19 protein-coding genes and 1 tRNA gene are annotated in these 20,806 nt (G+C 41.5%); 5 read left to right on the top strand and 15 right to left on the bottom strand.

What is annotated here, in order from left to right:
* Positions 1-9: 9 nt before the first annotated feature.
* From phrB to yejK, 8 genes are all read right to left on the bottom strand, one after another.
* Positions 10-1,458: a deoxyribodipyrimidine photo-lyase gene (gene phrB, locus L1D21_RS08990; protein WP_239844893.1), complete on the bottom strand. Its 1,449-nt coding sequence runs from the start codon at positions 1,456-1,458 to the stop codon at positions 10-12.
* Entirely contained in the window at positions 1,455-2,411 is a 957-nt protein-coding gene (locus tag L1D21_RS08995) for a DUF523 and DUF1722 domain-containing protein (RefSeq protein WP_239844894.1), read from the bottom strand. Before L1D21_RS08995 ends, phrB begins: the two co-directional genes overlap by 4 nt.
* 29 nt (positions 2,412-2,440) lie before the next feature.
* Positions 2,441-3,130 carry a ChrR family anti-sigma-E factor gene (locus tag L1D21_RS09000; RefSeq protein ID WP_239844895.1) on the bottom strand — a complete coding sequence of 230 codons (690 nt, stop codon included), beginning with the start codon at positions 3,128-3,130 and terminating at the stop codon, positions 2,441-2,443.
* Positions 3,123-3,770, bottom strand: a complete 648-nt coding sequence (locus L1D21_RS09005) for a sigma-70 family RNA polymerase sigma factor (protein WP_239844896.1) — start codon at positions 3,768-3,770, stop codon at positions 3,123-3,125. The genes L1D21_RS09000 and L1D21_RS09005 overlap by 8 nt, the downstream gene beginning before the upstream one ends.
* 57 nt (positions 3,771-3,827) lie before the next feature.
* Positions 3,828-4,550, bottom strand: coding sequence for an LON peptidase substrate-binding domain-containing protein (locus tag L1D21_RS09010; protein ID WP_239844897.1), 723 nt, complete (start codon positions 4,548-4,550; stop codon positions 3,828-3,830).
* 150 nt (positions 4,551-4,700) lie between these two features.
* Positions 4,701-5,474, bottom strand: a complete 774-nt coding sequence (locus L1D21_RS09015; protein ID WP_239844946.1) for a M23 family metallopeptidase — start codon at positions 5,472-5,474, stop codon at positions 4,701-4,703.
* A 91-nt stretch (positions 5,475-5,565) separates the two neighbouring features.
* Positions 5,566-6,438 (bottom strand): 6-carboxytetrahydropterin synthase, encoded by an 873-nt coding sequence (locus tag L1D21_RS09020; RefSeq protein ID WP_239844898.1) that lies wholly within the window; start codon positions 6,436-6,438, stop codon positions 5,566-5,568.
* Positions 6,439-6,677: 239 nt separating this feature from the next.
* Positions 6,678-7,709, bottom strand: coding sequence for a nucleoid-associated protein YejK (gene yejK / locus L1D21_RS09025; protein WP_239844899.1), 1,032 nt, complete (start codon positions 7,707-7,709; stop codon positions 6,678-6,680).
* Positions 7,710-7,785: 76 nt separating this feature from the next.
* On the opposite strand from yejK, the gene L1D21_RS09030 reads away from it, so the two are divergent.
* The 5 genes from L1D21_RS09030 (at position 7,786) to L1D21_RS09050 (ending at position 11,613) form a co-directional block, all read left to right on the top strand.
* The gene (locus tag L1D21_RS09030; RefSeq protein ID WP_239844900.1) at positions 7,786-8,001 is read left to right on the top strand and encodes a YejL family protein; all 216 of its coding nucleotides are present in this window, start codon (positions 7,786-7,788) and stop codon (positions 7,999-8,001) included.
* 109 nt (positions 8,002-8,110) lie between these two features.
* Positions 8,111-9,895 (top strand): DUF3413 domain-containing protein, encoded by a 1,785-nt coding sequence (locus tag L1D21_RS09035; protein WP_239844901.1) that lies wholly within the window; start codon positions 8,111-8,113, stop codon positions 9,893-9,895.
* 136 nt (positions 9,896-10,031) lie between these two features.
* A tRNA-Pro gene (locus L1D21_RS09040) sits at positions 10,032-10,108 on the top strand.
* 659 nt (positions 10,109-10,767) lie between these two features.
* Positions 10,768-11,169, top strand: coding sequence for a hypothetical protein (locus tag L1D21_RS09045; RefSeq protein WP_239844902.1), 402 nt, complete (start codon positions 10,768-10,770; stop codon positions 11,167-11,169).
* 162 nt (positions 11,170-11,331) lie between these two features.
* The gene (locus L1D21_RS09050; RefSeq protein WP_239844903.1) at positions 11,332-11,613 is read left to right on the top strand and encodes a hypothetical protein; all 282 of its coding nucleotides are present in this window, start codon (positions 11,332-11,334) and stop codon (positions 11,611-11,613) included.
* A gap of 117 nt (positions 11,614-11,730) precedes the next feature.
* Here L1D21_RS09050 and L1D21_RS09055 read toward each other — a convergent pair whose 3' ends face one another.
* The 7 genes from L1D21_RS09055 to L1D21_RS09085 form a co-directional block, all read right to left on the bottom strand.
* A complete protein-coding gene (locus tag L1D21_RS09055; protein ID WP_239844904.1) occupies positions 11,731-12,657 on the bottom strand; it encodes a hypothetical protein in 927 nt (308 codons plus the stop codon).
* A 170-nt stretch (positions 12,658-12,827) separates the two neighbouring features.
* Positions 12,828-15,005, bottom strand: a complete 2,178-nt coding sequence (locus tag L1D21_RS09060; RefSeq protein ID WP_239844905.1) for a YjbH domain-containing protein — start codon at positions 15,003-15,005, stop codon at positions 12,828-12,830.
* A 144-nt stretch (positions 15,006-15,149) separates the two neighbouring features.
* Positions 15,150-16,082: a UTP--glucose-1-phosphate uridylyltransferase GalU gene (gene galU / locus L1D21_RS09065; RefSeq protein ID WP_239844906.1), complete on the bottom strand. Its 933-nt coding sequence runs from the start codon at positions 16,080-16,082 to the stop codon at positions 15,150-15,152.
* 107 nt (positions 16,083-16,189) lie between these two features.
* Complete coding sequence (locus L1D21_RS09070; protein WP_275658945.1) at positions 16,190-17,518, bottom strand: oligosaccharide flippase family protein; 1,329 nt, start codon at positions 17,516-17,518, stop codon at positions 16,190-16,192.
* 413 nt (positions 17,519-17,931) lie between these two features.
* Positions 17,932-18,126: a hypothetical protein gene (locus tag L1D21_RS09075; protein WP_239844908.1), complete on the bottom strand. Its 195-nt coding sequence runs from the start codon at positions 18,124-18,126 to the stop codon at positions 17,932-17,934.
* 57 nt (positions 18,127-18,183) lie between these two features.
* Positions 18,184-19,350 carry a nucleotide sugar dehydrogenase gene (locus L1D21_RS09080; protein ID WP_239844909.1) on the bottom strand — a complete coding sequence of 389 codons (1,167 nt, stop codon included), beginning with the start codon at positions 19,348-19,350 and terminating at the stop codon, positions 18,184-18,186.
* A gap of 19 nt (positions 19,351-19,369) precedes the next feature.
* Positions 19,370-20,761: an undecaprenyl-phosphate glucose phosphotransferase gene (locus L1D21_RS09085; RefSeq protein ID WP_239844910.1), complete on the bottom strand. Its 1,392-nt coding sequence runs from the start codon at positions 20,759-20,761 to the stop codon at positions 19,370-19,372.
* Positions 20,762-20,806: the final 45 nt, after the last annotated feature.

The following is a 20,806-nucleotide window of genomic DNA, read 5'->3' on the forward strand; positions in this document are numbered from 1 at the left end:
GTTGTTATCCTAATATGCTTGATATAACGCTAACGCTGCTAACCTCGCCTGCTTATGATCGACTATCGGCGGACAATAGCGATTGTCCATGCCATTTTTAGTCAAATACTCATGAGGAAAATGAATATGTTTATCAGGCACCTCAGTTAGCTCAGGTAAATACTTACGAATGAAATTACCGTTAGGATCAAATTTTTGGCTCTGAGTGATGGGATTAAAAATACGAAAATAGGGCTGCGCATCACATCCTGTACTGGCCGCCCACTGCCAGCCGCCATTATTGGCGCTGAAATCACCATCAATTAGGTGCTGCATAAAAAAGCGTTCACCCCAACGCCAGTCAATCAACAAATCTTTGGTTAAAAAGCTGGCGACGATCATCCTCAAACGATTGTGCATCCAGCCCGTTTGCAATAGCTGCTTCATCGCGGCATCGACAATGGGATAACCAGTACGACCTTGGCACCAGGCATTAAAATCATCAGTGCTATTCTGCCACTTTATCTGCTGATATCTGGGCTGAAAGCATTCACCTTTTATCAAGTTTGGATAATGAAACAACAGATGTTTATAAAAGTCGCGCCAAATCAATTCGTTCAACCATGCAAAGGCTGCATGCTGAGTATCGTAGATCACTTCGGGATGTGTCTGAATTAACTGCAGCGCCAACCAACGTGAGCTAATAGCACCTATCGCCAAATAAGGCGACAAACCCGAGGTCCCTTTAATGCTAGGAATATCGCGCTTATCTTTATAGTCCAGTAGTTTATGGTGCCAAAACGAAGGGATAACTTGGCTCATCACCTGCGAACTTAATGGCCAAGCGCTCGAGTCACTCTTCTGCTCGATACTCTCGTTACTATTCTGATTACTGAAAGTCTGTGAATTATGTAACAGCTCACTTAGCAAGCTGTTCAATTGAATCCTATTATCGGCTTGTTGATGCTCGGCAACACGAGGAGTGGCAACACACTCAACTCCAACTTCTCTTAATCGTTTAAGCCAAGCATTTTTAAATGGGGTAAACACCTTAAACATACTGCCCTGCTGACTTAGTACGCTCCCTGGAGGCAGTATGGTGTCACATTGGAATAAAGTGAGTGAGATAGATTCTGCCACAGTTTTATCACGGTGCATTTCATCAAGCTCTGGCTCACTGTTTGCTATGACCTTATCGATATGGTTTTGGCGGCAATAATCGACCAGTAACTTAGCCTGCTCGGTATAATCGTCACTATGAAGATAAACTAACTGCATGCCGAGCTGCTGGAGTTCGGTAGCAAACTGATTTAAATGGCGGCGAAATAGATCAGCCTTTATTGGCGCAACATCATGCTGCAGCCACTGTTTCGGAGTGGTAATAAACAATGCGGTTGTCGCACCGTTTTTAATGGCCTCACACAAAGCAGGATTGTCATGTAAACGTACATCACGGCGCAGCCAATAAATCGCACTCAATAGCCGTACCTCAGTTTCAACTCTTTCGGATGAGGATTTAAATAAACCTGCTGCTGTAGGTAGCCATTAGGATGATTATTAAGGTGATGTTTTATCAAGGTCAGCGGTACCAACAGCGGTGAAAGCCCCTTATGATAAGCAATGATTTCATCAGATAACTCTTTACGCTGGGCTTCATCTAATTGGCGCTTAAAATAACCTTGCAGGTGCTGTAATGTATTGGTGTGGCTACGTCTAGAGGCTTTATTTTTCAGTGCCTGCATCAAACCTGCAATATATTGCTGCGCTAACGAGTCTAGCTCGATATCAGCTCTTGCCAATAGTCGACCTAAAGCACGATAACTTTCAATATGATGGCTCATCACCAAGTACTTATGCGCGCTATGAAACGCGATAAGCTTATGTTTCGTCAGGCCTTCAGCTTGTAAATCTAACCATTTCTGATAAGTAAAAATACGCGTCATAAAATTTTCGCGAATAATGGGATCATTCAGCCGACCATTTTCTTCACAGGGTAACAAGGGATTAAGCTGCATCACTTGTTCGGCAAACAGCCCAACGCCCGTCGCTTCCGAGCCTTTTCCATGATGGTGATGCACCTTAACTCTCTCCATGCCACAGCTGGGGCTCTTCGCGCAGAAGATAAACCCGGCTAAATCGCCATAACCTTTAGCTGACTCTTGGCCGAACCGAGTTAGTTTATCAGTGACGTCACCACTACCGTCGGGACGTGAAACTGTGATGACACCATTATTAATGATTTGACGGATACTGGCTCTGGGGATAGGCAAACCAATAGCAACTTCAGGACAAACCGGTTTAAATTCGACAAAGTCACTGAGTTGCTCCATACAAAAACTCGAGCGTTTATGACCTCTGTCGAATCGCACTTCCTGGCCCACCACACAAGCACTAATGCCTATTTTGAGCTTATTTTCAGGCTGATATGTCATCACGATTACCTACCAAATTCGACTTTGATTTAATAAATAAATCGCCCAATCGGGTTAAGTAACTGACTTACCCCTTGGGTAAAATGGATAGCATCACTCGATACCGTTAGACAGACACAACCTTCACTGGTGGTCGGCTGATGAGTGTGTTTACCATCGAGCCAGATAAAATCACCGGCATGATATACGCCCATCTCATCTGCAAAGCTACCTTGTAACAGCAAGGTGATCTCAAAGCCTTTATGGGTATGGGTCGGCACACTGCCACCTTTGTCGATATGTAGTAAGCTAGCGCGTAAATCACCATCATCCAACGCTAAACGTGAACGCGACAACTTACCTAAACCTTGCCACTCTTTAAGGCCAATCGATTTCATGGCTTGTGGCAAATTAATCCGCTTACCCGCGACTTCAATCTCATTCACTCTTTGAACTTTGGTTGAAAACTCTTGGGCAGGCTCATCGGTGATGGTATCTATCATGGCAAGAGCATCATCGGTTAACGGCATCAAAGTTTGTGAATCATCAAGCGTCGGTTTGAATTGATCATCGACCAATTCGAAAACCGTGTTGGCCTGCTGCAAAGTGAATTGCTGCACTCGTTGATGGCATTCACTACACATCTCAACATGACTGGCAACGATAACCGATACCGACGCAGGCAACTCACCGCAAACAAATTGCTGTAATACCTCAGATGTAGGATGATATTTAATCATGATTATCTTCCTCCATTTGCAGTTTCAACTTGGCAAGCGCCAACCTTAATCTCGACTTGATGGTTCCTATTGGAACCCCTAATTGTTGCGCCAACTGCTCTTGAGACAACTCTTGGTAATACACGCCTTTAACCACGGCTCGCTGAGTTTCAGGAAGCGAATCGACATAACTGAGCATCTGTTTTTCCATTAAATGATCGGCGAAATGCTCAACATCGGCTTCGCTATCAAGCTGTGCCTGATCGATGGGCCAAATATCATCACCGAGATTTTGTTCATTCTTAGCTTTTACTCGCCTAAGCATGTCGAAGCAGGCATTACGCATCACGGTATAAACCCAAGTGGTCGCCGCCCCCTTTTTAACATGATAAAGATGCGCCTTACGCCAAACATTAGTCATCGTTTCCTGTACCAGTTCACTTGCCTGAGCCTCATTGCTAAGTTGCTGCACGCCATAACGCTTTATTTTGGGTGCAAAAAATTGAAACAAAGCCGTAAATGCCTGTTTATCACGATGTTGGGCCACTAAATTCAACCAATGAGACAGTTCCGTGGGCACTTCCCTAGCCGCTGACTCGGTTTGACTGGCAATAATTGCGCTCTCCCTGTTTGGATCGCTTTTACTCACACTCTGCTGCATCTCAAACCAACCATCATTGAAGTATACAAAGCATTACGTAAGCCAAAAGCAAATGGATCAATTTTTATTATCGTTACCAAATAGGTAGGTATACAAAAAGGTTTTAAGTGCGTGGAACCTATTGGGCTGAATAAATTTTTCCTTTTCATTCAAAGATAAAGGTAATACTTCTAAAAAGCGACTACAAACCCAAATCGGATCATCAAAACGAGGCTGAGGATATTGCTTTGCGAGTGCGGGATGTTGCTCGAAGATTTGCTGGAGTGCATCACTGATCGCCAAGATTTCCGCATCCTTCTCTGCTTCTGTCCAATGCGATCTCATATCGACATTGGCTATCAACAATTTGTCAGTGCGGTAATAAAACTGACTTAAATTAACCAGTTGCATGCCTTTAACATCGATAACTAAGATGCCATCTTCACCCGCATGGAAATCGATAACTTCAACTCGAGTTCCCCAGTTAGGTACTTTAAAAGGTAAGCTGTCATCGAAACGGGAAATCACAAACCCTGACGAAGGTACGGCTTGATTTTCTAAGCGTGGTTTAAGACCTGGGTCATTCTCAGACAGCAATGATTCGGTTGACGATTCAGTTGATATTGCACCAGAGGTCGTTGCGCTGTTGGCAACAGACTCCGCCACCATAGAAAGGTATCTAGGCTCGAAAATACGTAGACGCTGTATACCATCGGGTAAAATAAACAGTGGCAAAGGAAATACCGCCAACTGACGATTCGTTGTTTGACCTGTGGCAATATACTGGGCTTTTTCTATCACAATATTTCTCGGGTTGAAGCAATACTACAGATACGTCAGCCGCACAGGATTAGATCACCTCCGCCTGCTCTCTCTTAATATCGCTATGTCAATACCCCATAAACAACAAAGCGACCATCAATGTGGTCGCTTTAAAGAAGGAAGCCTAGCTTATTTTTGTTTCAACACGCTTGCCATCGAAGGCACTATCGTGACGGGATCGAGTCGCATCTGATACCAATTAATGCGCCAGTCTAAATGTGGGCCGGTCGCCCGCCCTGTCGCGCCGACTTCAGCCACGGCTTGTCCCTGTTTGACTGTGTCACCCTCTTTGACATACAGCTTGCTTAAATGCAAAAAACTGGAACTCACACCATACCCATGATCTATGATCATAGTGCCGCCAGAGTAAAACATATCGGCCACAGAAAGGCTTATCACCCCATCTGCAGGAGCGACCACAATAGTTCCGGTTTTGGCTGCGACATCGACACCATAATGTGGATTTCCAGGTTTACCGTTATACACTCGCTGACTACCGTACACGCCGGAGATCCTACCGGTTAATGGCCAGATAAAATCTTGAGCAAAAGCGGTTTGCTCAGAAAAATGATTTCTTGCTGCTTTTACTTGCTTACTGTCCCTTGCAGCACGTTCTACCGCTTTAGGAGCCGGCTTCATGATCTTCTTAGCGATACCATTAACTCGATCAATCTTGTATTGCTTCTGAGCAATCGTCAGAGGTTTAATCTGAGTTAAGCCATCGGGATAAACCAATTTTAGCTGTTGAGTTAGCTCAGCTTCGCGCTCAAAGCCAAAGGCAAATTCCCCTTGAGGAGTCACTTTAATCGGATTGTCATTCAGAAAAACTTGGGTTCCCGGAGTGGTTTTAGCACGAATCAACGCACCTTGTTCCATCTTGCCCTGCAAAGTGACATCGGCCATCGCCGTGCCACACAAAATCAAACTTAACAGACTGCTTAATACTGCTCGTTTTTTCAAAACCACTCCTTTGCATTAATAGGGTTTTCTCGGCCTAGCCTTTGACTGAAATCGCACCCTTACCAACGCCTTCATAGGCGATCACTTTAAATGAGGAATCTGGTGCTTGTTCTACTAAGGTGTTGGCAATAAATTCAGCCAACAGTTCCACAGTCGTATCATGGGGAATGATTTCACAGCGTTTTTTAGGCATTGCCAGCTGAAAATCGCCCTGCGGCGCAACATAGTGGAAACCGTAATGTGTCTCTTCATTGACTACAGTTTGCGGCGAAAGCTCAAGCTCGTCGATTTCGACTAAGTCATCGGCAGAACCTAAATAGATATCTTTCCAACGACGGCTCCAATATTCATCCCATTTAGGCGCGGCTACACCATTTTCAAATACATTGATCGGGCTGCGATGTCCATGAGCGATGCGTTGGCAATTACCATCGTGTTTCTTTAAACCATGAGAATAATGATAAAACGGCGTGTCATGCAGCTCGTTACGCAAGGTTAGCGCAATGCCATTGACGTTATCGGGTAAGGCTTCACGCAGGGCTTTTTGCAAGAAGGCGTTAACACTGTCGAAATCAATAATTTCGGTAGGCACCAAGGCAAAAGCTTGGGCTGGACAGGCAAGGTGAATATCGCCTTGAAGAGAGTTGAAATCCATCCACACTCGGTCGCCTTGTTGCTGCCAACGCACCTCAGAACAGGCAGTAGGGATCAATAATCGATGATCGGCGACATTATCTATGGTGTCTTTGATAGTGCGTTTAACTTTGGCAAAATCGAGCACCATATTTTGCTCATCCAGGCCACCATCGAGTAACACATCCACTATCCAACTTTCGCCCACCATGCCTCTGATTGGGCACAAATAGGAAAAGTCGATAACGGTTAAATCTCTAACAAAAAGTTGCATTTAATCTCCTAGGCAGAAGTACAGTCTGCCCTATTTCGTCCCATCGGCAACTGGCCAACGGACTAAAAAACGTTTAAGTGACGATTTCACATCATCTGAGCCATTTTAGCAAGCAATCAAGTCCGGGCGATTAAAAAATCCTAGACGGCTTTTGCCTAAAACAACAAGGGGATTGGTAAAATTTTTAAGCAACAAAAAACGCCCATGAGGGCGTCTTTGTTTGACTCGCCTAAATTTAGTTATTGGCCGCCTTTTAAACGACGATCCAATTGATCTTTTAAGTTTGCAGGCACCCCTTTGATCAGAATCGAATCTGAAATAGGGTCATAGATCACTCGTTCACCAAGATGCTGACCATCGAAACTTAACGTCACACCACCGCCAGTACCAGAGAACTTCTTCAACTGACGTAAGGTAGGCTTGTCACCTGGAAACTCATCTTCAAGCTCGTATTCGCCGCCGCTGGCAAAATCGTAGAATGAATCCATACCTGAGTCAGCCAGCTCGTCGGCTAAATCTTTTAGTTGTATATCATTTCCAGTTTCGCAGCGCTCAGTGCAGTAATCGAACACTTTCTCACGACACTGTTGACGCTCATCTTTAGTCAGTTCGCTACTGGCGACAAAATCTTCAACCGCATTCATCAGCTGTTTATTTTGTACTTTAGGATTTACCCCTTCGACACAGCCCATAAAATCGAGGAAGAAATCGGCGACCTTGCGACCAGCACGGCCACGAACGAAAGAGATATATTTGAGTGAATCAGGATCGGCTTGCCACTCAGTCAAATCGATACGCGCAGCCAACTGCACATTATTCAGATCCAAATGGGTATTTTGCGACAGCTCCATATCATCTAATACCGTCATCGATGATTTGGCATTCAATAAAGAAACAAACAGATAGTCACTGGTCATGTGGGTATAACAAGCCATCAACAGGAAGCCGCCTTGACTAAAATCGTACTTAGCCAGTTCTTCTTGCAGTAATTTACCCGCCGCTGCTGAAAATTCCACAAAGCCAAGGTTGCCATTGCGATATTCAGTTAACGAATCTTTAAACTGTGGATTTGCTTCACCATCATCACCATGGGTACCAAAATGGCCAAAACCTTTACCGGCCTTGGTGGTATAAGTTTGGTGTAGCTCTTCGAGCATGGTTTCTACGGCTTGGCTGTTTAATAGTGGTTGCGGACGCAAACGACAGCTCAATTGACCTTCGCCATCTTGAGAAATAGCGTGAATAATTGCTTGTTCGACGTGAATACTCATAAGCCTCGATAGTGATAATGGTAGAAATCCGCTATTATATGCTGCTATTTCAAATTAAAGTGAAAAAATTTCAAATATGGCTATTCAATCTAAATATTCTAACGAGCAAGTCGAAGCTATCATCGCTGAAATGCTTGCGGTACTCGATAAACATCAAGCGCCAACCGATCTTGGCCTAATGGTATTGGGTAATTGTGTGACCGATCTACTGACCCGCCGCGTGCCTGAAGCCGCTCGATGCCAAGTTGCCGAACAGTTTGCCAAAGCCCTAACTCAATCGGTAAAAGCGTAAGCTGATTTGTTGTTTACGTCTAAAAATGCTGTTTTTATTCGTAAAAAACTGGCAAAGTCGGTTATAAAATATTTAAAATTAAATGGTTTTCAATCAATAACGGATCCCTATGATCGAGCGTAAAAAAGAGATGGGGCGTGATCGCGTCTCTCGTCTAGTCAGTTGGGGGCATTGGTTTGCCTTTTTCAATGGCTTCTTAGCTATGATTGTTGGTGTCCGTTATATTCAGACTGTGGGCGCACCAGAGAGTTGGATTGGTTGGGGCTACTTAACCATTAGCACCTTAGGTCATTTTAGTTTTCTGGCTTTTATCGTCTATCTGGTGGTGTTATTTCCCATCAGCTTGATCTTGCCCTATTCCAAAATCCTCAGAGGTTTAGCGGCCATCGCAGCCACTCTCGGCCTGTGTATCTTATTGTATGACACCATTATCTATGATGATTACGGCCTGCATTTAAGCCCCTTCGTTTTCGATATAGCTTGGGCAGACTTAAACGCCTTGCTGCAAGGCACCTCTTATATTGTCACGCCGTTAGGAATACTGATCTTAGAGCTGACGGCAGCGAATTTTCTGTGGAAACGCATCGAAAAAATCCGCAAATCGAATTATGGCAACAAGGTAGTGTTGTTTATTGGCGCCTGTTTTGTCAGTAGTCACCTAATCCATATTTGGGCCGATGCTGCCGACGTCAGCGAAATTACCCGTTTGGATGACATCTATCCTTTATCTTATCCTGCCACGGCGCGCACCTTTATGGAGCGTCACGGTATTGAGAAAATGCAATCGGATAATAGGGCGAGTCATCTCAAACCCACACTCAACTATCCTATTGCCCCACTACAATGCAGCAGTGATGATAAGCTCAATATCTTATTGATTACTATTGATGGCTTTAGAGCCGATATGGTAGATGAACACACCATGCCGTTTTTAAATCAGTATGCCAGCCAACATACCTCGTTTAGCCAGCATCACAGCGGCGGTAACATTAACTCCAGCGGCATGTTCTCCTTGCTATACAGCCTACAAGGCAGCTATATCTCGGCCCATGATTTAGATTACCGCTCTCCGGTATTTACTCAAGAGTTGAAGCAACAAGGCTATAACTTAGCGCTATTTTCTCCTGATATGCAGGATGTTGTGCCCGGTGCCATTTTCCAAGATCTGCAACAACACACTCAAGATAAAACTGACGGCATTGCCTCGGCCGATATCCATAGTGTCGACGCCTTTAATACTTGGTATCAAACTCAGCAGCAACCTTGGTTCGCCTTAATCAATTTGCAAAGCCCTGATAGCTACGATACTCCCATTGGCTTCTTGGGTATCGAAACGGTAAAACCTAAACAGCCTCTCAAAGCGGCACAAAAGGTTTTGTTTAATCAATATCGTCAATCACTCAACTTTATCGATGGCCAACTAGAAAACCTTTTGAGTGAATTGCCAGAGCAAACATTAGTATTAATCACAGGCGTTAGTGGCAAGGTGTTCACTAGTGATAGCGATCAACAGCGTACCGATTTATCGCCTGCCAATGTTAATGTACCGCTAGTGATCAGCTGGCCAGGGCTGAACAAAAGAAAGTTAATCGACTATCCCACCAGCCATTACGGAATAGTACCAACCTTAATGACTCAGGCGCTAAACTGTACCAACAATCCGCAAGATTACAGTTCAGGCCACAGTCTGTTACAGCCCAGTACCAGCAACTGGACCTATGTCGGTGACAATTTAGTGTTTGGTATTTATCAGCAAGATGAAATCACAGTGATCGACCGTCATGGTAAATACCGTATTTATGACAAAGATTACAATAAGCGCTTACGTAAAAAGATCAGTGCACCAGAGTTTATCCAAGTGATGCGTGAAAGCCGCCGATTCTACAATCATTAAGCGGCTAACAAGTCTGACGATTAATATCTAAGCAATTAGTAAAGACAACAGCGTTAAACACTTGCACAGGCCTGATTGAGTTGATAAAGTTCGGCCTGTCTTAGCAGACCCCAATGTCTTACTGTTAAGCAAAAATCGGTATGTAGCGCAGCCCGGTAGCGCACTGTCATGGGGTGTCAGGGGTCGGAGGTTCGAATCCTCTCATACCGACCAAATACTTAAACAAAAAAGCCTGTACTTATTAATAAGTTACAGGCTTTTTTGTGGCCAGTTCTTAATTGTTAAATACTTTAACATGGTCAAACTCCGGTCAAACTCTGGTCAAACCTACAACGCAAATCAGCTGTTAAAATGCTTACCTTTTAATTACTTTTTGTAATGATTTAAGGGTTCAAGGTGCTTAATATCTCTTTGTAACAGAATTTCCCCCATTATCTACAGATACTCTCTCCAATAGGATTTTGTGTGGGATCAGATCAATTTCCCCAATTCCTTTTAATCTATTCAAACCCATTCAATTCTCCATCCACGCACCTAACTACTCATACGGCCAATAGGGTCGCATCAAGACAATTGAGGAAAGAGTATGAGTCACACATCCTTCAACCTTCAGCTGAACTGGCTGAGCTGCATTATCAAACAACTCTGTAAAGCTATCGATGAAGAGCTTAACTACGCGAGTGAACAGGAATTTCAATTGATAACTGAGCGAGAATTTCTGCTAATTTCAGTGCGCAGGTATCTCCGAAGAAATGGTTTAGATGAGGGTACAGCAGAGCTCATGTTGAACTTTTTAGAGGAATGTTTACATAATTCGCCGCCAGCGAACCTAGTTATCCAGGAGGACATTCATTAGGAAACAAGGAACAGCAATGAGCGACAAAAAATCACAATTCGTCAGGGTCTATCAAAGGAAATCAAAGAGCCCATGGACAGACCACAGTACAGTGCTATTACTCGCCGACCACCAAATCGACGATGAAGGCACCATCAAACTGGGGTTTTCTCAATACATTTATCAACACAGGGACACCGCTGGGAGAATTTTAGGGATAAGCGTTAGTAAGTCTATCCTAGAAGATTTTCCTGAGTTCACTACTCTATATCTCGAGGGGATTGAGATGTACATCATCCTCTTATTGTTGAAGGAAGAGATCAGACATTTTTGTGAGCTGTTTAAATCTGAGTTCTTGGATATTTTTGGTCTCTACCCTACTGAATATTTTGAACTCGCTGAGCAGCACTGGGCAAATCGATWGGATGATGTTTTGTAACACTTACTAGCGAGCCGACAGGCTCGCTTTTTTTATGATTAAAAAATTTATTTTATAGAACACCAACCTTTTCACTAAAAATTCTCCTCACCTGCTCTTAGTTAATAACATGGTCATGGTGACCATAAATAATTTTAATTTTTAAAATCAGGAGAAATATTTATGCGCTCAGGGATGGAGTTACACCTTATCTGGCTTAAAAGCATTATCAAAACATTCGATGAAGTTATTGATTCAGAACTTGAGAATATTAGAGATAAAGACTTCGAAGATGTATCAGAACGCGAAGGCCTACTAGGCTCAGTTCGTGAAAAACTGATGAATAGTGGTCTGATCGAAGATGAATATACTTTGTTAGTGGAATACTTCTATCAATATTTGAATAGCAACCCGCTCACAACTTTGGCTCTAGATGAGGAGGATGAAGTAGAACCATTAGATTAATACACTTTAGAAAATCCAAATAGTCCCTATTTAAAACAATGCTTTTTAGAATAAAGTGTACAGAAAACAAAAGAGCCAGTTGATTTCTCAACTGGCTCTCATATCAAATGCTACAGATTAACCGCCGGTACCGCCACCACCAGTACCACCTGTTCCGCCAGTACCACCGGTAGGAGGCTCATTTGGATCTTCAGGCTCTTCTGGAGGCGTCGTCGGCTTAGGTGTCGGCAATACGATTGTTCCAGGAGGGTTTTGTGGATCGAAATCAGGATCGATTAAATCTTCAATCTTTTTAGCGATTTCTTTCACATCGATGACAATTTCCTCGCCATCTGCATTCATTGGATAATCTGGATATGCTGCTAATACCAAAGCTGCAAGGTTAGCCGCTGCAGTCGCTAAGTTAGCAGGGTCAACATCTACGTTCGCAACCAACGCATCAGATAAAACCACGTTAACAACAGAAAGTTGGCTAAATAGCTCACCGTTTCCGGCTTCTTTAATCGTGGCTAAGCTGCCTTCAACATCAAGCAAGAAATCTGCAATCGAAATACCACTCACAGAGGTTAAATTGCTTAAACCTAATGCGCCCAACACTTCAACGGCGGTTGATTCGTCATAAGGTAAATCACCGAGTGTATTTGCAATTAACGTAGAAATAGGCGAAGCAGACACTTTTTCGGCATCGGCAGTCACTAAGCCCACTGGCACTTTGTATGTCACATCGCTCATATCCTTACCGTTAGAAATATCGATAGCATTTTCTGTAGGTAAGAAAGTAAATGAACAAATAGAGGGATCGGTAATAGTTTCGCCATAAACAAAACCATAATAATCAGTCGCACCCAATTCAATCGTAACACCGTCACAAACGGCCTCAGCATCCATACCCCATACCGCGCCATCAAAAGCTTGAATTGCTAATACGGAGGCTGGTGGCGGTGGCGGTGGTGGCGTTACGGTAATCGTCTCATCATCCTTATGATCGTGGCAGCCAGCAATAATTGCAGCTGAAACACACATCGCCAGAAGTTTATATTTCATTGATTTTCCCTCAAATGAATGTTGATTATTATGCTTTGCTTCATCTTAGCGCAGCTTGTTTTCATTGGTAAATAAAAATCATCCAATATTTTAAAAAATATTTAATGTTATTAATAACTTTCGAACGGTATGAACTAGAAAACTGACCAATCAGGTCAATCAAAAACTCATCAATAACGATCTCGATTGAAGTAAACTTGGTTAACATTGTTGTATAACGCAGGCTCTTGACCAAAGCCGGATTTGATATGGTTACCGGTGTTTTTCTCTGTCAGTGAAGTTTCGACATAGTAATTCCACTGCTCTATGCCTCTTACCTGGAAACCATACTTAGGTGTCATCGATTTTTTAAAGTTAAGAGGGATAGAAAAGCCAATGGCGAAAAAGTCTTCTTGCTCGCCACCATCAGTTTCATCAAATTTGGTTCGGCGGTATTTCAACCCAACTTGAACGTTGTCAAACCAATGTAACGAACGAAGTGTAAAGCCTTTATCTCCTCCCCAATATTGGCCCGCAGTTAATTCAAGATCCCAATTCAACGGTGTATATCGGTAACGATATTTCAATAGCATGGGTTGATTATGAATGTGTCCATAAGGTGAAGTTGCCGATGGTGTTTCAAAGTCACCACCAAGGAAAGAAACACGATGCAGGCTGTTATTACTCTGCCAGCGAGATTCATTTAAAAAGCCATCTGACTGTCCATAAATCCGTCCATACGAAAATTGCGTAAACACGTTAAATGGCAATGAAAACGCTTGATGGAATAAGCGACGATCGACGCCCTCTTTAATACCAAAACGGTTATAGATATAGCTATTATTTTCGAAATCATCAGATTCCAAAATAGAATCTGTCATATAGCGAAAATCGACTAAAGCACCTGGCCACAAAGACATTTGCAGGTTGAGACTCATCAGAAGTTGATAATCAAACGAACCATACTCAGTGCCAACTAATGAAGCCAAAGCTGGTGCAACGATTAAACGCGGAACAAAGTGTGCACTTGATTGGTTCTTTACCATCCAATTCACATCATCATTCATCAGCCAACGCGAGACTAAATTGCCATCTTTACTCGAAGGGTAACTTGTCGATGTTATTGTTTTATTGTCATCAAAATCTAAGGTTACTGTGTTAACCACTAAGCCAAAGTTAGTTAATTTTACAATGGCATTGGTATGTAAATGCTGCTCAATTAACTTTGCCATCTCTTGCATGGCATCATCTTCATTACGGTTATAAAGGTTATTTTCAAACTCAATAACAAGGCGATGTTGCTCGTCTAAACCAATACTTATTGACTCAAAGCCATAATCATCAAGGATGTCGGCAAAGGCCTGAACATCAGCAATCGATAAGCTTGATTCTGAATGTTTGACCGATTTAGAAACTGACTCAGAAGTTATGGCTGCAATTTCAACTGGCTCTTTAGCAGATTTTGATGTAGCACTATTTTCCACTACCTCATTAATTGTCCCAGAATAAGAAGTGTCATTATCAAGTTCAACACTTGTCGCTGAACGGATTAATTTACTCGTTGTCGCACGAGGCTGAGTCGTTCCCATAGGCACAGTTAAATTAACACCAAACCATTGATCTTTTTGATTATGCGCAGGATCGCTCGAATAAAGCTGTGCCGAACCAGATACTTGCCAACCTTTAGGTAGCCAGTCTTCAGGGGTAAACAGTTTCAGTCCCGCATTGACGGCATTAACATCGTATTCAACTACCAATTGCACAAACTCTAATGGCTGGTATTCAAGCGAACCAAATATGCCATCCATATAATTAACGGCGTTATCAGATTTCCCGACCCCAACACTAGTACGCATACCGCCCAGCATGCCTAAATCAAAGTCTTTGGAAGCGCTGACATAATAAGCCTGCGACTTAATCACTGAGCCACCGACATCTTGGCCACCAACGGCAACCTTAAACCAATTTTCAGGGATATAAGGCAACTGCCATTTTATTGAGCCAGAAAGATCCCTAAAGCCACAACCCTTATCAAAATAATGATTACAGTCCATGGTTCGGGTACCCAAGCGACCCACAATTTCTAGGTTCGGCAATAATCCCACACCAAACTTTAAATCTGTCGCCCGTTGAAATCCGTCTTGCTTATTAACAATATGGCCTTGATCGTAATAATTATCGCTATAACCAAAAGCGAAATCACCATAGTCGATAACCTCTGCACTAGGAGTATTAAATGCCCCGGTAAATGCCTGTAGTGAATAGGATTTATGGATGTATTTGCTACTCTCTCCCACCACACTTTCTGCACCATTTACCTGAAAAATAGTACAGCCAAGCAGAGAGAAAACAACTGCCGAGGTTCTCATAAATTATTGTCCATCGATATTATGATTATTAGTAAAAAGACCAGCAGAATACGGGCCTCAGAGGTTATTGTTAGTTGTTAGTTCTAGTTAGCTGACCTAAACTCGCGCCAAGTCAGGCTTGATGTTAGCGCCACAAAATCAAATTTAGGCAACATAATTTAGCGATTCTTTATCTTCGCTTTGCGCTTTAGAAGCAACGCCTAACATGCTTTTTAAGGCCTGCTCAAACTCATGACCTAGTTTTTTATCACGCAGACCATACTCGACAAAGGCGGTCATATAACCCAATTTGTTACCACAATCGTGTGAACGACCGGCCATGTTAAAGGCTTCAACAACGTCTGATTCAATCAACATATCAATGGCATCTGTGAGCTGAATTTCGTTACCTGCCCCTCTAGGAGTGATTTCGAGTAATTCCCATATTTTTTCCGATAATACATAACGTCCTACTACAGCTAAGTTTGACGGTGCTTCTTCAACATTGGGCTTTTCTACCATTGAAAGAATTTTGGTAGACTCGCCAATAGCAGGCACAACACCAGCGCAATCAGCAATCCCGTATTGAGAAACGTCTTGCTCTGGTACAGGCTCAACCATAATTTGGCTTATAGCGGTTTCTTTATAACGCTTAATCATTGCGGCTAAATTTTCGCTTTTTTGATCTGCGGTATATTCATCTAAAATCACATCCGGCAACACCACCGCAAACGGGCTATTACCAATACAAGATTTAGCACACAACACCGCATGCCCTAAGCCTTTTGCTTCACCTTGACGCACATGAATAAGGGTGACATCTGGTGGACAAATGGACTGAATTTCCGCTAATAACTGACGTTTTACCCGCTTTTCAAGCGTGGATTCCAGCTCATAAGAGGTATCAAAATGGTTTTCAATGGCATTTTTACTGGCGTGAGTCACTAACACTATCTCTTTCACGCCCGCCATAACACATTCATTAACTATATATTGAATTAACGGCTTATCCACTAAAGGCAACATCTCTTTAGGAATCGCCTTGGTCGCAGGTAACATCCGTGTTCCAAGTCCAGCAACGGGAATAACAACTTTCATATCGGTCCTCAATAAGAAAAAATTTTGTAGGTGGTAGGCATTAAGCATTAAGCATTAAGCATTAAGCATTAAGCATTAAAACCATAACCTTATGATTTAAAGATATTTTATATTTTGTTCCAAAACTTTAAGGTATTAAATCCGAGTCGTTTTTTTACAAATACAACAGCAAGTAAATTCTGAATACTAACAAAGAATGCGGTTACAAACGCAGCCCCAATAGCACCATAAAAGAAAGTAAAAATAGGTACCAAAAACAGTACCCCAAAACCACTAACTAAAACTGAGAAACGCAAGTCTCGCTCATTTCCACTCATTGTTAATAAATAACCTACAGGACCCGTTAATACATTTACAGTCTGACCAATCACCAAGATCTGTAGTAAAGTTGAACCTTTTTTAAACTCATCACCAAATAAACCCATCAAAAAATCAGGAAAAATAAGCATTAGTAATACTATTGGCATTGCACTTAAAATTAATAGACGAACTGAAAATAATGCAGTTGTGCGTATTCCTTCAATATCACCTTTATTCCAAAAAGCGGCAAATTTAGGGGCAACAACCAAATTAACAGCCATTAAAACAAAACTAGATAACATCGCTACTCGTTGAGCCACACTAAAATAAGCAGCCTGTTCAGCAACAAGATAAACACCTATAAATATAGGAGCTGACCACTGTACAATATGTAACATTATAGTGATAACCCAATTAGGCATAGCACTATTCCGTATATCTCTCAAACTTATACTCTTTGGTAAGTTGTCATGTTCATCAAAATCTAGCTCATTATGAGATAGACCTCGAATACTTAACCTGTAGAAAAAAATTGCCGATAATCCTAACGATAAACTAAATAATAGCGAAGCTTGCTCTGCATTATTTACATTAAAACCTATAATTGCACTACCACAAAGCAAAAAATGAGCAATTCCCTGGCAAGGGATACTAGCCAAAAGTTTATGTCTGGCCTGTAAACTCATTGCTAATAAATAGACTATACAAAACCCAACAATTGATGGTGACATTGATGACAGTACGCTATTTAGTTCATTTTTTTTAAATAATGCACCTGCAATATAAGGGGATAGGAAATATATTAAAACTGTAAACAAGATTGCAACAGGCACACTAAATCTAAGTGAAAAATGCAAAATTGATTTAATTATATAAGGATTATCATTATTTGCTGCAGTAAATCTTAATACGGTATCATCAAACCCTAAGCGTGAAACAGACGCTATTAACATTGCGATCGATAACGCAATAAAAAAAATTCCCGCTTGCTCCGCACCTAACTCTCGCGCAATAATCAAGTTAAATATAAATGCCATCCCTGCTCCCAACACTCGAATAAAAAGTGCCAAGATTGAATTCAACACAGTATGCCGATGTTCACTATCATTTAATAATGCTTTAATTTTAGAGATCATGTTATAAATATAGAAAAATTGAAAGTCAGGAAACACGTAAAATATGTTAATTAGATAAATAAAACTTTTTACATCAATAAAATATGTTTAACGTCTAAATTTAATATCAACAAGAGGGTTGAAATTAATTGTACTCCAGAGGTCTAAGGTATCAGCATATGTCTAATACAGCTCACCTAGCTGTATTGGTCTGTAAATTTTCTTTGCTTCAATGCCCAGCTCGATTTATATGATTTTCACAAACTTCATATTATTAATTGGCTAACCATGCCCCATATGATAAGCCGCCTCGCTTATTACCGATGAGCCTACTCTACATCCCCTTTGAGAAATAACATCCATAATGCTCCTCCCCTACAACAATATCATCCATACTGCTAAAGTCACGCCATCACCATCATTATTATTAATATCTATAGCATGTCACCTTCTAAGAACATTTTAATAAGGATAAATGGAGCCATGCAGGGATGCCCCAACAGCCATACACTGTGAAGAAACGGAAGATCGTAATAGTCATTAAGGTTATTAACACCAATCACCCGATGGCCAGCTGCGATTAATTTTGCCACCAAGACAATGCCGATAAAGCCCACCACACCTTTCACTAAATTTTTATTCTGTTTCTCATCACCCCTGTCAATTTAAAACACGACAAGTAAGCGTTAGTCTGAGCCAAATAGATCGCGGGTATAGACCTTATCTGCCACATCATGGAGGTCTTCCACCATACGGTTGGACACAATCACGTCGCTGCACGCCTTAAACCCAGCTAAATCTTTGATGACTTTTGAATGGAAAAATTCTGCTTCATCTAATACTGGCTCATATATCACTACCTCAATACCTTTAGCCTTAAGACGTTTCATGATCCCCTGAATACTTGATGCTCGAAAGTTATCTGAGCCGGCTTTCATGATTAAACGATAAATACCGACCACTTGAGGATTGTGTTTTAAAATAGAATCTGCAATGAAGTCTTTACGAGTACGATTTGCATCGACAATCGCTGCAATAATGTTATTGGGCACATCCTGATAATTGGCAAGCAGCTGTTTAGTATCTTTAGGCAGACAATAACCACCATAGCCAAATGAAGGGTTGTTATAGTGATTGCCAATACGAGGATCTAACCCCACCCCTTCGATAATTTGACGTGAATCTAATCCATGAGCCTCTGCATACGAGTCCAGCTCATTAAAATAAGCCACACGCATCGCAAGGTAAGTATTTGAAAATAACTTCACCGCTTCAGCTTCCGTTGATTCGGTGAAGAGTACAGGAATATCTTGCTTTTCCGCCCCTTCAACCAATAAATCCGCGAAAATTTTGGCACGTTCAGAGCTTTCACCCACAATAATGCGCGATGGATGCAAGTTGTCATAAAGCGCCTTACCTTCACGCAAAAACTCTGGCGAGAAGATGATATTTTCACAATTTAAGTCCTGCTTTATGCGATCGGTGTACCCTACCGGTACCGTAGATTTAATAACCATCACCGCATTTGGATTAATTGCCATTACATCTTTAATAACAGATTCAACAGAAGTGGTATTAAAGTAATTGGTTTCAACATCATAATCAGTTGGCGTTGCAATGATGACGTAGTCAGCATTAGCTATTGCAAACTCTTTGTCTGTTGTGGCACAAAGGTCTAACTTTTCATTTTTAAGATAACTACTAACGCAATCATCCACTATTGGCGAAATTTTATCATTTATAAGAGTGACTTTATGTTCATCTATATCTAAAGCTATCACTTTACTTTTTTGTGAAAGCAAAATTGCATTAGATAAACCAACATACCCAGTACCGACTACAGCAATTTTCAACTTATCATCCTTGTAATTATTAATATGCATTTTTGTTGACGAATCCCTTAAAAATAGTCAGAAACACAATTTTTAAATCGAGGAATAAAGACCAATGGCGAATATAGTCCAAATCGAATTCAACCCTTTTTTCCATTTTGTCTAAAGTATCAGTTTCACCGCGCCAACCATTAATTTGTGCCCACCCGGTAATACCAGGCTTTACTTTATGGCGTAACATATATCCATCGACAAGTCTGCGGTACTCTTCATTATGGGCAACGGCGTGAGGGCGAGGGCCAACAATCGACATCTGTCCTTGTAACACATTAATGAATTGCGGTAGCTCATCCAAACTTGTGCGTCTAATAAAGCGACCGATTGGAGTGAAGCGGTCATCATTCTTGGTTGCTTGTGTCACCTTACCACCATCTTCCATGACATTCATTGAACGGAACTTCCACACCTTAATCGGCTTACCATCAATACCGTATCGATTTTGCTTAAAGAACACAGGGCCATTGGAGGTCAATTTAACCGCAAGTGCTAACCCAACTAAAACAGGAGAAATCAAAATTAAGATTAAAGATGAAAGAACAATATCTTCTATTCGTTTAATCAGTACGTTACTGCCCTCGATTGGAGAGTCGTAAATACTAATAGTTGCAATGCCTTCAATCACATCACTTCTAGAATGTAATAATTGATAGGTAAATACATCGGGCACAATATACACACTCACGGTGCTGTCTGATAACTCTCTCACTAACCATTTAATGCGATTATCAGCCTTTGCGGGTAACACAACATACACACGATCAATTCCACCCTCTTTACAATCTGCAACTAACTGTTCAAGGTTACCTATAGTTTGAGCAGCAACAAGTTCATCTTTCGGAGTAGCATCATCATAATAACCAGCGAAAACCAAACCGAAACCAGACTTAGCAATAATACTCTTAGACAATTTACGGCCTAAATGTCCTGCACCAGCTATGACTACGGTACGTGTATTAACCCCTTGTGCCCGTAATGACCTTAAAAATACCCTAAGTAATAAGCGGTAAGAGATTAAACAAAATGTAGTTAATACAAACCAAGCAAACTGTAGGTTTTCTGAATCAAGGTATTTCAGCTCTAAAAAGTCAATACTCAAAAAGATTACCGAAGCACTGACAAACCAATGCCAGAAGGTCTTTCCCACTTCTTTTAATAAAGAAAGTCCACGCCATGAAATATATAATCGGTCTAATTCACTGGTAAAGTGAAACAGAAATACAGCAACAACCGCTACAGTTGAATGTTGCAACTCCCAATGTTGGCCAATTAACTTAACACTGAACCATAAACCACCAACAATGATTACAATATCAAGTATTCTATGAACAAGCGATACCAGTGTAGAATTACTATGTAAAATACCTTTTTCCATTTTATATTCCATTTTAAAAGCGAATACATTCCAATTGAACATAAA

This window comes from Shewanella sp. Isolate11 (assembly GCF_022398315.1).
Lineage (GTDB): Bacteria > Pseudomonadota > Gammaproteobacteria > Enterobacterales > Shewanellaceae > Shewanella.

Coding starts and splice junctions, on each gene's coding strand:
- L1D21_RS08995 (WP_239844894.1), bottom strand. CDS start 2,411: ATGACATATCAGCCTGAAAATAAGCTCAAAATAGGCATTAGTGCTTGT.
- L1D21_RS09000 (WP_239844895.1), bottom strand. CDS start 3,130: ATGATTAAATATCATCCTACATCTGAGGTATTACAGCAATTTGTTTGC.
- L1D21_RS09005 (WP_239844896.1), bottom strand. CDS start 3,770: ATGCAGCAGAGTGTGAGTAAAAGCGATCCAAACAGGGAGAGCGCAATT.
- L1D21_RS09015 (WP_239844946.1), bottom strand. CDS start 5,474: ATGGCCGATGTCACTTTGCAGGGCAAGATGGAACAAGGTGCGTTGATT.
- L1D21_RS09020 (WP_239844898.1), bottom strand. CDS start 6,438: ATGCAACTTTTTGTTAGAGATTTAACCGTTATCGACTTTTCCTATTTG.
- yejK (WP_239844899.1), bottom strand. CDS start 7,709: ATGAGTATTCACGTCGAACAAGCAATTATTCACGCTATTTCTCAAGAT.
- L1D21_RS09030 (WP_239844900.1), top strand. CDS start 7,786: ATGGCTATTCAATCTAAATATTCTAACGAGCAAGTCGAAGCTATCATC.
- L1D21_RS09035 (WP_239844901.1), top strand. CDS start 8,111: ATGATCGAGCGTAAAAAAGAGATGGGGCGTGATCGCGTCTCTCGTCTA.
- L1D21_RS09050 (WP_239844903.1), top strand. CDS start 11,332: ATGCGCTCAGGGATGGAGTTACACCTTATCTGGCTTAAAAGCATTATC.
- L1D21_RS09055 (WP_239844904.1), bottom strand. CDS start 12,657: ATGAAATATAAACTTCTGGCGATGTGTGTTTCAGCTGCAATTATTGCT.
- L1D21_RS09060 (WP_239844905.1), bottom strand. CDS start 15,005: ATGAGAACCTCGGCAGTTGTTTTCTCTCTGCTTGGCTGTACTATTTTT.
- galU (WP_239844906.1), bottom strand. CDS start 16,082: ATGAAAGTTGTTATTCCCGTTGCTGGACTTGGAACACGGATGTTACCT.
- L1D21_RS09070 (WP_275658945.1), bottom strand. CDS start 17,518: ATGATCTCTAAAATTAAAGCATTATTAAATGATAGTGAACATCGGCAT.
- L1D21_RS09085 (WP_239844910.1), bottom strand. CDS start 20,761: ATGGAAAAAGGTATTTTACATAGTAATTCTACACTGGTATCGCTTGTT.